The 13,319-nt window shown below is 62.2% G+C and carries 4 protein-coding genes; 3 read left to right on the plus strand and 1 reads right to left on the minus strand.

Annotated elements, in window-relative coordinates; translation table 11 throughout:
- Nucleotides 1-15: 15 nt before the first annotated feature.
- Nucleotides 16-1,263 (minus strand): multidrug efflux RND transporter periplasmic adaptor subunit MexE, encoded by a 1,248-nt coding sequence (mexE, locus tag P7C00_RS15175; RefSeq protein WP_404939729.1) that lies wholly within the window; start codon nt 1,261-1,263, stop codon nt 16-18.
- A gap of 833 nt (nt 1,264-2,096) precedes the next feature.
- On the opposite strand from mexE, the gene fabD reads away from it, so the two are divergent.
- The 3 genes from fabD to P7C00_RS15190 are packed head-to-tail and all read left to right on the plus strand — an operon-like array spanning nt 2,097 to nt 13,264.
- The gene (gene fabD, locus P7C00_RS15180) at nt 2,097-3,977 is read left to right on the plus strand and encodes an ACP S-malonyltransferase (RefSeq protein ID WP_346632822.1); all 1,881 of its coding nucleotides are present in this window, start codon (nt 2,097-2,099) and stop codon (nt 3,975-3,977) included.
- 3 nt (nt 3,978-3,980) lie between these two features.
- The gene (locus P7C00_RS15185) at nt 3,981-9,350 is read left to right on the plus strand and encodes an amino acid adenylation domain-containing protein (protein WP_404939731.1); all 5,370 of its coding nucleotides are present in this window, start codon (nt 3,981-3,983) and stop codon (nt 9,348-9,350) included.
- Nucleotides 9,350-13,264: a beta-ketoacyl synthase N-terminal-like domain-containing protein gene (locus P7C00_RS15190; RefSeq protein ID WP_404939733.1), complete on the plus strand. Its 3,915-nt coding sequence runs from the start codon at nt 9,350-9,352 to the stop codon at nt 13,262-13,264. The genes P7C00_RS15185 and P7C00_RS15190 overlap by 1 nt, the downstream gene beginning before the upstream one ends.
- Nucleotides 13,265-13,319: the final 55 nt, after the last annotated feature.

Here is a 13,319-nt window from a genome sequence, read left to right on the forward strand (position 1 = left end):
CTTGAGAGTCGTCCCTTAACCGCGCGGTGTCGCAGCGGCGAGTTTCACAGCCGGAGCCGCCTTGGCAGGGGTGACCTGCGGCAGGTTGCTGGCTTCCAGTGCTTGGCGTTGTTGGGCCAGGGCGGCGAGGGTTTCCTTGCTGGCCATGGGGATCACTTCAGGCGCTACCGGGGCGCCGGGACGCGCCCGTTGCAAGCCCTTGACGATGATGGTGTCGTCCTTGCTCAGCCCGTTGCGCACGATGCGCAGGCCTTCGATCTTCGGCCCCAGTTCCACGGCGCGGTAGGCCGGCTTGTTGTCGGCGTCCATCACCAGCACGAACTTCTTGCCCAGGTCGGTGCCCACGGCTTCATCGCTGATCAGCATCGCCGAGTAGGTGCCGCTGCCCACCAGTTTCAGGCGTGCGTAGAGGCCCGGGGTGTAGCTGCCGTCGCTGTTGTCGAACACCGCGCGGCCACGGATGGTGCCGGTCTTGGGGTTGACCTGGTTGTCGACGAAGTTCATCTGCCCCAGGTGCGGGTGACCGTCTTCATTGGACAGGCCCAGGTACACCGGGGTGGCCTGGCCGCGCTGACCCTGGCGGGCGAGCTGGGTGTACTTGAGGTACACACGCTCGTCAGCGTCGAAGTAGGCGTAGACCTTGTCGGTGGAGACCAGGCTGGTGAGCGGGGTGACATCGGCGCTCACCAGGTTGCCGGCGGTGATCTGCGCGCGGCTGACCCGGCCGCTGATGGGCGCCACGACCCGGGTAAAGCTCAGGTTGAGCTTGGCCACATCCAGTTGTGCCTGGATCGCATCGACCCCGGCTCGGGCTTCCTGGGCGGCGCTGGTGCGGGTGTCGGCCAGCTCGGTGGAAATCGCGTTGCTGGTCAGCAGGCGCTGACCGCGCTGGGCTTCATTGGCACTGCGGGTGGCGGTAGCCCGGGCTTGTTGCAACTGGGCTTCGAGGCGGCGTACTTCAGCCTGGAAGGGGCGCGGGTCGATCTGGAACAGCAGGTCGCCTTTCTTTACCAGGGCGCCTTCGGTGAAGGCCACCTGATCGATCTGGCCCGAGACCCGTGGGCGAATCTCTACAGTTTCCGGGGCTTCCAGGCGCCCGGTGAACTCATCCCATTCGTTGACCGGCTGTTCCAGCACCTTGGCCACGCTGACTTTGGCAGCGGGCGGGGCGGAGGCGGTTTCCGGGGCCTTGCCGCAGGCACTCATGACCAGTACGGCGAGGGCGGCTAAGGGGTAACGCAAGAATTTGACTGACTGGTCCATGGTTCATCCGCCAAGGTAATTTGAGATGGGCGGATGATGCTCGGCAGGGTGGTATCTCACGAATCGAATGAAGCGAAGGTAACTATCATTCGGAATGATATAAGCCCCAGGCAAGCCCTCTAGCCTGCACCTTTCGTTAGGGGGCTATCAATCCCCTGGCGTGCAATTCAGTCTTGCCGTCGGTGCAACATTGCGGCGCGAGTCGAACTTGAGTCCTGACCTCCGGTCTGCCCGATATAACAGACCAAGAATGGTATCGAGGACAACCAAGGTAATGGCATTGGCTTCATCATTTGAATGGCGACAGTCTTTTATCAACTAACCACCTGAATAGTTAATCGTTTGAATAGTATGTTGATGTCAATTTAAGTTATTGAGTGGCCTTTTGCTGCTAGTTGCTCGTTTTCTGTGTTGTTCAGATATCAAATTTATATATTAAATTCTGTCCCTGCTTTTCAGGTCATTTTATTTTTGTTGCGCTATGGTTTTTCTATTTGGCTATATAAGCTATTGTTTTTGTTGATAAAAATATTTATGTTTCAGTGATGTTTCTAGATGATTTATTTTCTCTTCCAAGGTGAATGTCTTTCCTGAAATTTATTTCACACCTTTTCACAATAGCCTTTAAAAAACCTGTGCTAGGTTTCACCACCGATGCTTTTCGGTTGTTGTGTCTGCTGTGTCGGCTGCGCCTGAAAGCTCCTCTATAACCGCTTGGCGCTAATCAATCTTTCCTATATAGGCTACGGCAGTCTGCTGTAGGCCGAGTGTTCGGGAATGCCTGAATCAAATAGATCTTTGAGGCGCGACTGTACCTGCTAAAAGGTGAATTAATGCAGAAGATCTATGTTTTCCCCGGTCAAGGGGCGCAATTCAAGGGCATGGGCAATGAGGTGTTCGACAAGTTCAAAGCCTATACAAATCTGGCCAGCGACATTCTTGGTTACTCCATCGTCGACCTGTGTCTGGAAGATCGGGATCAGCGCCTGAACCAGACCCAGTACACCCAGCCAGCGCTTTATACGGTCAGTGTTCTGATGTACCTGGATCGCTTGCAGAGCGCCTCCGGCACAGGGCAGGTGGCCTATTTCGCCGGCCATTCGCTGGGTGAGTACTGCGCGCTTTTTGCTGCCGAAGGTTTTGATTTCGCCACCGGGCTGCAACTGGTCCAGCGCCGCGGCTACTTGATGAGCCAGGCTCCCAGGGGCGGCATGGCCGCCGTGCTCGGATTGAGCGAGGCGACCGTCCGTTCCATCCTGCGCGATAAAGGCTTGGACGCTATCGACCTGGCCAATATCAACTCGCCCGATCAGATCATCCTTTCCGGCCTGCACGACGATATTGCCAGTGAGCGTACCCGGGCTTTTTTCGAGCAGGCCGGGGCCAGCTATTTCCCGCTGAACGTCAGTGCCGCCTTTCACTCGCGTTACATGAAGGAGGTTGAGCACCAGTTCGCCGATTACCTGAAGGGGTTCGCGCTGCAACCCCTGAAGACCCCCGTCATCTCGAACATGACGGCGCGTCCTTATCCGCAGCGCGATTACGCTGCCATCCTCAGTGGGCAGATCAGTCACCCGGTGAAGTGGTACGAGAGTGTTTCATGGCTGCTGACCCAGGATGTCCACCCGATCGAGGAGATTGGGCCGGGCAATGTCCTGACCAAGCTGACCGACAAGATTCTCAAGTCTGCGATGCTCATCCCGCCGCCTGCTGTGACCTCCGTCCCGGTTACCCCAGTGCAGCAGGACACGATCTTCATGTATGGCGGGCAGGGCACCCAGTACTTTCAGATGGGGCGCGAGCTGTACCAGCACAACCCGGCCTTTCGCCAACAGATGGATGAGTGCAGTGCCCTGGTGGAAGCGCAGGCGGGGTTTTCCCTGGTCAAGGTGCTCTACGATGAGTCGCGCCGAGTGTACGAGCCGTTCGACAAGATTGTGCACACCCATCCGGCGCTGTTCGCCATCGGCTATAGCCTGACCGCCATGCTGCGGGCCGAAGGCGTAGCGCCCAAGGCCGTCCTGGGCTACAGCCTGGGCGAGTACATCGCCCTGGCGGTCAGTGGCTGCCTGTCCTGGCAGGACGGGCTGCGTCTGACCTTGCGCCAATCACAGGTGCTGGCCGATCACTGCCCCGAAGGGGGGATGCTCAGCGTCCTGGCGCCCGTGGAGCACCTGCAGCAACACCCTGAACTCTATCGTCAGGTGGAACTGGCGGGTGTCAACTTTGCTGACAACTTCTGTGTTTCCGGCGCCCAGGCGGAGTTGGCCCTGGTCAAGCGCAGCCTGGATGCCATGGGGGTCATTTCCATGGAACTCCCTGTCCGCTATCCGTTTCACTCCAGTCATATCGAGCCGATTCACACCCGGATGCTGTCGATCCTGGAAGGCATCGAGTTCCGGGCACCGAGCATTCCCTGCTACTCCTGCACGTTGGCCCGTGCCGTCCACGCCGGTGATCTGGCGAATGCCCCGGACTACCTGTGGCGCATCATCCGCCAGGCCGTCGATTTCCATGGCCTGCTCAAACACCTGTCGGGCAGTGACAGCCAGGCGTTGCTGGTGGATCTGAGTGCAACGGGCTCGCTGGCCAACTTCATCAAATACACCCGTCCCAACAGCCTCAAGTACAGCCATTCGATCAATCAGTTCGGCAAGGACCTGAGCAACGTTCAAATCCTTCTCAACGAAATCACCGGCCGTTCAGGGGAGTAACCCATGTCAGTCAATCCTGTTCCATTGGAATGGCGCGTCAACGTGCGCGCTTTCAACCACGAAGTGGGTTTCCATCAACTGTTTGATGCCAGGTCACAGGCGACTCCAGACGCGATTGCACTGGTGGATGCAGAGCACAGCCTGAGCTATCGCCAATTGGCGGAAAAGAGCACTCAACTGGCGGCTTATCTGGTCGGCCAGGGGGTGGAGGCCGGTTCGCGTGTCGCGATTTTCATGAACCGCTCCCTGGACCTGGTGGTGGCGATGCTCGCCATCGCCCGTGCCGGTGCGACCTATGTTCCGCTGGACCCGGCGTATCCCGAACAGCGCTTGCGCTACATGCTCGAGGACAGCGACAGCCGTTGGGTGCTGACCCAGGCCGCGGTTGAGCCGATGCTTGCGGCACTGTTGGGCGAACACTGCACCAGCCTCGCCCTGGACCGCCAATGGCCGCTGGTTGCCGGGTTCCAGGAACCCCTGCCGGCGTTGGCGACGGCTGCCGACAGCCTGGCCTACGTCATCTATACCTCCGGCAGCACGGGCCAACCCAAAGGGGTGATGATCAGTCATCGCGCCCTGAGCAACTTCCTCCTGTCGATGGCCGAAGAGCCCGGCATGTCTGCCGATGACACCTTGCTCGCCGTCACCACCCATTGTTTCGATATCTCCGGTCTGGAATTGCTCCTGCCGTTGATCGTCGGTGGCTGCTGTCACCTGTGTCCGGCTGAGGCTGTGAGCGATGCCGGGCAACTGAAGGCGCTGATGGCCCAGGTCCGGCCGACCCTCATGCAAGCAACCCCGGCGACCTGGATGATGCTGTTCCACTCCGGTTGGCAACCCTCGGCGCAGTTGCGCATTCTGTGTGGCGGCGAGCCGTTGTCGGAGGCCTTGAAAGGCTGTTTCGAACAGGCCGGGTGCGCCGTCTGGAACATGTTCGGACCAACCGAAACCACCATCTGGTCGACCCTGCAAAAGCTGCAGCCCGGCCAGCCGGTATCCATTGGCCGTCCCATCGCCAACACTCGGCTTTACCTGCTGCGCGACGATGACAGTCATTGTGCCATCGGTGAGCCGGGGGAGTTGTGCATCGCGGGCCTCGGGTTGGCCGACGGCTATTTGAACCGTCCCGACCTGAGCGCCGAAAAATTCATCGACCATCCCCTCGAAACCACCGGCAAGCTCTACCGCACCGGCGACCTTGCCTGCTGGCGGGCCGATGGTCTGTTGCAGCACTTGGGGCGAATCGACAATCAGGTGAAAATTCGCGGCTACCGGGTTGAAGTGGGTGATATCGAAACTCACCTGGACAGTCACCCCGAGGTCCTGCAAGCGGTGGTCGTGGCTCGGCAACAGGCCGGTTCCAATCAACTGGTGGGCTACTTCGTCCCGCGTGATCCGAACGCGGCCGACGCCTCCCTGGCCGGGCGCTTGAAAACCTGGCTAAGCGGGCAGTTGCCCGGCTTCATGGTGCCGGGTTTTCTCCTGCCCCTGGACAGCATTCCGCTGACGCCCAATGGCAAGGTCGACCGCAAGCTGCTGGCACAGCGGCCCATTTCCGTGAGCGCGGCCACCCGCACCGCAGGGCAGGGGGAGGTGGAACGCTACATCATCGATCAATGGCAAACCTTGCTCGGGGTGGAGGACATCCAGCCTGACAGCCTGTTTGCCGAGATGGGCGGCAATTCCATTTCGGCCAATGCCTTTCTGGTCCACCTCAACCAGCGTTTCGGCAGGCAATTGACCTTGGTCGACCTGGCCAGTCACGCCAGCCCGACGGCCATCGCCCAACTGATTCTTTCCGGTCCAGAAACATCGCCGCAGGTGATTGCCCCCGCACCTGGACGCCGCGAGCCGCGGGTCAATCACCGCGACGATTCGCACCAGGACATCGCCATTGTCGGCCTGGCTTGCAGCTTCGCGCAGGCGCCGTGCGCGCAGGCCTTTTGGGACAACGTCCTGGCCGGGCGCAACTGCATCACTTCCTCGGCCCAGGAACGCCCGCACCTGGGCCCGGCCGATGCGCCGTTGTGGGGTGGGTTCATCCCGGGTGCGTTCGATTTCGACCCGGGCTTTTTCCGTGTGGCGCCCAAGGAGGCGCAACTGATCGACCCTCAGCAGCGACTGATGCTCACCTGCACCTGGCGGGCACTGGAAGACGCCGGCATCAGTGCCCAGGCGTTCAGCCAGCGGCGCAGCGGGGTGTTCATCGCCGCTTCACAGAACGATTACGCCGTGGTGGCGTCGCAAGATGAAGAAAACCAGGGCTATCTGGTCACAGGGCATCTGGCGTCCATGGTCGCCAATCGGCTGTCCTACACCCTGGACCTCGTCGGTCCCAGCGAGTGCATCGAGACCACCTGTTCGTCTTCGCTGGTGGCCCTGCATCGGGCGATTCGGGCGATCCGGCATCACGAGTGCGAGCAAGCGGTGGTCGGTGGGGTCAACCTGTTGCTGTCCCCCGAACACTTCCACAGTTACCAGGCCATGGGCTTGCTCAGCCCCGACCAGAGCACCCGTTCCTTCCAGGCCGGGGCCAATGGCTACGTGCGTTCCGAAGGCGTCGCGGTGGTGATTCTCAAGCCGCTGGCCCAGGCGTTGGCCGACAATGACCGGATCGCCGCCGTCATCAAGGGCAGCAGCGTGAGTCACGGTGGGCGTTCTTCTTCGCTGACGGCTCCGAACCGGGAAGGCATCAGCGGCGCCATGCTCGATGCACTGGCGGATGCCCAGGTAACGCCGCAGTCGCTGGGCTACATCGAAACCCATGGCACCGGCTCCTTGTTGGGCGACAGCGTTGAAGTGAGCGCCCTGGCAGCAGCGTTCGCCGAACATGACGCCGATGGATCGGTCGCCCAGGGCTGCACCTTGGGCAGCTTGAAACCGTGCATCGGCCATAGCGAAGTGGCCTCTGGAATGGCGGCGCTGATCAAGGTGGTGTTCGCCTTGCAGCAGGGGATCAAGCCGGGCGTGCCGGGCGTGACCCAAGAGGACATCGCCCGGTTGTGGGCTGACAGCGCGTTCCGGATCAGTGCGCAGAACCAGCCCTGGATCGCCAGCCCCCAGGCCGGCTCGCCCCGGCGCGCGGCCATCAACAGCTATGGCTTTGGGGTCAACGCCCACCTGATCGTCGAGCAATATTGCCCGCCGGACACCGTTCGCCCCGAGGATGACGCCGCACAATGGCTGGTGTTTTCCGCCAGAACCCCGGCGCAACTGGCGAGCGTCCTGGAGCAGCAATTGAATCACCTGCAGGGCCAGCCACAGGTGCGGCTGCGGGATCTGGCCTACACCCTGCAAGTGGGCCGCGAAGCGCTCAAGGTGCGCCTGGCGTTTGCCGCGGCCTCTATCGCCGAGGTGTGCGAGCAGTTGACCCTGGCCTTGCAAGCCCTGGCCGAAGACTCAGCGGATACAGCGTGGCCAAGTCGCATTTTTTACAGCGGCCAGCCGCATGCAGCTGATCGCGAACCGGACGCCGTGGGCGCGCAATGGGTCGCCGGCGCGGTGATCGACTGGCAGGCCGTGCATCCCCGGGGCAGCGCGAAGAAACTGGCGCTGCCCGGTTATCCGTTCCAGTTCAAGACCTACAACGCCCTGAACCCGGAGCAACCGACGGTGGCGGCCAGCCCCGGCGGGCGGCGGATTTGCGTGATCGGTGCCGGCCCCGGCGGTCTGGTGATGGCCAAATCGCTGCTCGAAGAAGGGCATCAGCCGGTGGTGTACGAGGCCCAGGAGACTCTGGGCGGGGTGTGGAATCTCAAGCGCGACAAGCAGGTGGGCACCTACACCACCACCCGGTTCCAGAACTCCAGGGACACCAGTTTCTTTTCCGACTTCTATCCCGAAGACGTCAGCGACACCTTTCCCAATGTCCACGATGTGCGGCGCTACCTCGATGCCTATGCCGCGCGTTTTGACCTGGCGCGCCACATTCACTGCCGCTCCCGGGTGGTTTCGGTCCAGTCCCGGGACGGCGGCTGGGAGGTGGAAATCGAATCCTCAGGAACCCGTCGCCGGGAAATGTTCGATGGGGTCGCACTGTGCCACGGGCGCTATCAGATTCCTCAGCATGCGCGCATTCCCGGTCTGGATACCTTCACCGGCCAAGTGCTGCATTCGGGACAGTATTTCGACAATGCACCACTGGCGGGCAAGCGCGTCCTGGTGATCGGCAACGGCGTCAGCGGCATGGACATCGCCGGGGAAGCCAGCAAGGTCGCCGCCAAAGTCTATTGGAGTCAGCGTTCGCGCAAGTTCATCCTGCCGCGCATGGTCGGCTTTGTGCCCAATGACTTTGTGTCGCCTGCCAACCTGTTGATCCCCGACATTCTGCGGGCACAACGCAATATCGATCGTCTGCAGCTGGCGCTGCCGGCCTTCAGCGAGGCCCTGCAGCGCAGTGGGTTGCAGCCGAGCCTGACTGAGTTCCGTCAGCACCCGTTCATTCATATCAATGATGAAGTCGTGGATCTGGTCAACGCCGGGAAGATCGAAACGATCTTCGGCCAGGTGGAGAAGTTTGCCGGCGCCCGATGCTTCCACGTCGGCCATGAGCAGGTCCTTGAAGACATCGATGTGGTGGTGCTGTGCACCGGCTACCGCACCGGAGCGCTGTATGACTATGTGCAAGGTCTGGAGCCGGTTCGGGACTTGGCCATGGGCCTGTTCTACCGGGACGACCCGCGGTTGTTCAACCAGTACGGGCTGCAGGAAATCGGTGTGATCGGCACCTTCCCGTACCTGGAAATGGCGTCGCGCTGGTACGCCCAGGTGGTCTCCGGCAACTACCGTCTGAGCCAGCAGGAGCTGGCGCAAACCGCCGACACCGACAAGATCATCATGGCGCCCCTGGCCAGTGTGGTGATCGGCATGAAGCTGGGCCTGGTGCCGGACCCGGCGCGGGAATTCAAGGCCTTCTGGAGCCTGCTCAATACCCCGTGTTTCCCCGCCCAGTACCGCCAGCGAGGCCCCCACGCCAATGCCGGGGCGGCGGCCATCGTCGCCCGGAGCCGCAAGCGGGCCTTCATCCAGGACGAGAGCGGCGACCCTGAAATCAGCAAGGTCAAGGCCCGTCTGCTGGCCGGCTTGGGCAGCGAGGTGCTGGCCAGCCTGGCGACCGAGCAACAGATCAGCGCCCAGGAGCATCAGGCGGCCTTGGCTGAGCTCGACGATCCGTTGCACATCGATTGGGACAGCCAGTTCCTGATCCCCCTCAGTGACCGCGCGCGGGTGCTCGACCAGGCCACTGAAGTCCTGGATCAGGTGACCGCCGAGCACGATGGCGTGTACCTGAGCCTGATTCGCAAGATCCAGAACAAAGAAATCAACGCAGACAATTTTCTGTCGGAACTGCAGAAAATCTCGAGGGCCTCGTGATGCCGTACCTGAACGCTTTTATCGACAAGGTTTCCAGCCAGAGCATTTCCGAAGCCCAGGCGCTGGATGTGATCCGGCAACTCCATGGGGCTGTGCATCAGCCCGTAGCGGCCCAGGCACCGGGTTCAGTTTCCGAGGCACAGGTGCTGGCCGAGCTGATCGGGTTTCTGGCCACCACCCTGCACCTGGATCGCAGCGATATCGACCCGCAGCGTGACCTGGCCGACTACGGCTTCAGTTCCATTTCCCTGATGGAGTTCTCCCAGCGCATCGCCAGCCACTTTCGCGGTTTGCACCTGGCACCGTCGACCTTCATGGAGCATGCCTCGCTGGCGGCCCTGGCGCTTCACATCGCGCCCAGGGTCAGCCTTGAAGCAGTCCCCGCGGTGGCGCCCGGGCACCTCGAACATCTGGTCGCCGATCGCTTGCAGCGCTACTTTGACGAGCACGGCCATATGGCCGGGGCCACGGTCCAGCCGATTACCCGGGCCGTGCGCGCAGCGAGCGGGCAGGGGCCTCGGCCAGTTGCCGCCACAGGGACGGACAGGCACGGCGATACCTCGGCCCTGACCGACGATATTGCGATTATCGGCATGTCCGCTCGCCTGCCAAAGTCCACTGGCCTGGATGACTTCTGGCAGCGTCTGGTGGCCGATGAAACCTTCATTTCCGAGGTGCCGGCCGACCGCTGGGATTGGCGGGCGATCTTTGGCGGCATTGACAGCCCGGACAAGACCGACTGCTACCACGGCGCCTTTATCGACGGCGTGGGTGATTTCGATCCGCTGCATTTCAATATTTCCCCTCGCGAAGCCCTGTTGATCGACCCGCAGCATCGACTGATGCTGCAAGCCGTCTGGGAAACCCTGGAAACCGCCGGCTATCAGCGTGATCAATTGCGCCAACAGAAAGTCGGGGTGTTCCTGGGCATCGAACGCAAGGACTATGCCGACCTGATCCGTGCCAGCCAGGTGGAGATCGACGGCCACCTGAACACCGGCAACGCCCATGCCATGCTGGTCAACCGCATCGCTCATTACTTTGACTGGAAGGGCCCGGTGTCGACGGTTGACGCGGCCTGCACCAGCTCCTTTGTCGCCATCGACAGGGCCATCACGGCGCTGCGTCTCGGTCAGGCCCAGGTGGCTATCGCCGGGGGCGTCAACCTGGTGTTGAGCCCGGAAGTGAATGTCTACAACCGCAAGCTGGGCCTGTTTACCGGCGACGGCGTCGTCCGTCCCTTCGACAAGCAGGCCAACGGGCACTTTTTCAGTGATGGCCTGGGCGTGGTCATGCTCAAGCGGCTGTCGGTGGCCGAGCGCGACAACGATACGATCCTCGGTGTCATCAAGGGCATGTCGGTGCGTCATGGCGGCAAGAGTCTCTACCTCACCGCGCCCAATGCCGAAATCCATTGCGAAACCATCATCGAGGCACTGCAGCAGGCGGGCCTGCAAGCCCAGGACATCGACTACATCGAAGCCCAGGGCACTGCCAACCCGATGGCCGACGATGTGGAGCTCAACGCCTTCGACAAGGTCTTCAAAGGCTGCGCCAGCAAGCCGGCCCTGGGTACGCTCAAAGGCCAGTTGGGGCATTTCTCCGGGGCTTCCGGGGTGATCTCGCTGATCAAGAGCCTGTTGGCGTTCAAGCACGACACCTTGATCAAGATCGCCAACCTGCAGCACTTCAACTGGGACCCGCAACGGGGCGACTTTGCCTGCGAACCGGTGCGCCAGACCGCTCCCTGGGCGCACAAGGCGCTGGAGAACCAGCGCCAGGCCCGGCATATCGGCATCCACAACTACGGCTTCGGCGGTGTCACGGGCCATATGGTGCTCGGCGAGTACCTCGACCCTCAGGCCAACCGCGTGCCGCCACAGGTCGCGGGCGAACAGGCGATCCTGCTGTCCGCGCGCACCGCGGATCAGCTTGAGCAGATAGCCAAACGTTTGCTTGCCCATCTGCAATCCCCCGAGGCCGGGCAGTTGACCCTGCAGGGCGTTGCCAACACCTTGCAGACCGGCCGCGAACACTTCGATTATCGCGCCGTGGTATTTGCCGATTCGCTGGCGGTATTGGCCGAGCGCCTGGCGCTGCTGTTGTCCGGCAAGGAAGAGGCGGGCGCCTTTCTCAAGTGCGATCTGGAAACCGGCAAGGACGTGCGTCAACTGTTTGCCAGCAGCGAGATGCACGCCATCGTCAATCAGTGGCTCGATGAGGGTAACCAGCGTGGCCTGGGCCGCGTCTGGGTGGCTGGGGTCACGGTGGATTGGCCGCGTTTGTATGCCGGCCAGCCAGCGCTGAAAAAGGTCCAGCTGCCCACCTATCCCTTTGCCCGGCATTGGTTGTGGGTGCCCCAGGCAGGTGCCGGCCGTCCGGCTGCCGGCTCGGGCGCCGCGCCGCTCTCGGCGATCCTGCAGCGCAACGTTTCAACCTTCATGGCGCAAAAGTACCGTTCGGACTTCACCGGGCAGGAGCCCTGGTTTGTCGAGCGCAGTGCTGACCAGTCCCGGCGTTTTGTCGAGCTGGCGCATCTGCACATGCTGATCCAGGCCGCGCAGCAGGCCGCCGAAGTGGCGGCCGACGAGCCGCTGGATCTGTTGCTGCACGACCTCATTTTTCCCCACCCGCTGTGGGTGAATCAGCAGCCGGTGACGGTGGAGTTGACCCTGGTGCCTGGTGCCAACGACGTGATCGATTACCGCATCAGTACTCTGGGCGAGGTCGACGCCGTGCTCAATATCTGCGGTCAGGCGCTGTTCGAGCGGCGTCAGGCCCCGGCCGCGCGGCGCCTCGTCATTCACTCGGGCGAGCCCGGCTGGTACCCGGTGCTGCAGCCTGAGACGGTGCTGGTGCAACTGACTCGATTGCTGGCCCAGGCCCAGGCCTGCGAGGTCGCGGCCCTCACGCTGCTGTCGGTGGATGAGGTGATCGTGCAGGGCGCCCTGGAAGGGGCCGCCTGGCTATGGCTGCGCGCCTCCGAAAATGACTTTGCCCAAGTGGAGATGCCCTCCACGGTTTCTCGCCTGGACATCGATATCTGTGACGCCCAGGGTGCAGTCCTGATGCAGCTGCGGGACCTGGTGTGCAGTCATGCCGAACCTCTGATTGCGCAGGCTGTGCCCGCCGTGGTGAGCATGCCCGAGCAGATCAAGGGCATGATCCCGACGCTCAATGGCACCGGCGCCATGACCACGGTGCTACCGGCTTGCTCGCAAATGTTTGTCGACTGTGCTGCCACCGCGACCGGCGAGGTGATGGACATGGGCTGCGCCTATGGCGTGGCGACGGTTGCGGCCCTGGAGCAGGGGGCGCGGGTGTTGGCCGTGGATATTGAAGAGCAGCACCTGACGATTCTCGCCAACAGCGTGGCGCCACGCTTGCGGGGCCGCCTGAGTACCCAGGCCGGTGCATTGCCGGACCTGGATTTTGCAGCGAATCGATTCCAGGCCATCCATGCCGCCCGGGTCCTGCATTTCCTGGCGCCCGAGGCTTTTCGCCAATCGATCCGCAAGATGGCCCAGTGGCTGGCGCCGGGCGGTCGCTTGTTCCTGATCTGCGACACCCCGTACTTCCCGCACTGGGCGGCCCGGGTCGAGGAATACGAACGGCTGAACGCCGCGGGTGAGGAGTGGCCGGGTTACATCGCCGACATCGCCGGCTACTTCCGCAGCCGGGCCCAGGCCAGTGCCTCCAACGCCATCGACAGCGCCAGCCACGCCAGCGATGCCCTCAACGGCACCCCGCTGATCAATCTGGTGGACCCCGAGATCCTGATCCGTGAATGCCAACTCGCCGGGTTGCAGGTGGAAGAGGCCGGGTATGAAGGATTGGCCATCGACTATGCCGGCCAGGCCGCCAGCGGCGGTGTCGAGCATGCCAGCGTGATCGCGATCAAACCTCTCGCTTGAGCCCTTGCGCCTGAACCCTGCGCAGCCCGCGCCCCACTTTCTGGATGGAACTCAG

The sequence above is a fragment of the Pseudomonas sp. JDS08PS003 genome (genome assembly GCF_045013505.1).
Lineage (GTDB): Bacteria > Pseudomonadota > Gammaproteobacteria > Pseudomonadales > Pseudomonadaceae > Aquipseudomonas > Aquipseudomonas protegens_B.

Bases quoted from the DNA above. Each gene is read 5' to 3' on its own strand.
- P7C00_RS15185 (WP_404939731.1), top strand. From the start codon at position 3,981: ATGTCAGTCAATCCTGTTCCATTGGAATGGCGCGTCAACGTGCGCGCT.
- fabD (WP_346632822.1), top strand. From the start codon at position 2,097: ATGCAGAAGATCTATGTTTTCCCCGGTCAAGGGGCGCAATTCAAGGGC.
- mexE (WP_404939729.1), bottom strand. From the start codon at position 1,263: ATGGACCAGTCAGTCAAATTCTTGCGTTACCCCTTAGCCGCCCTCGCC.
- P7C00_RS15190 (WP_404939733.1), top strand. From the start codon at position 9,350: ATGCCGTACCTGAACGCTTTTATCGACAAGGTTTCCAGCCAGAGCATT.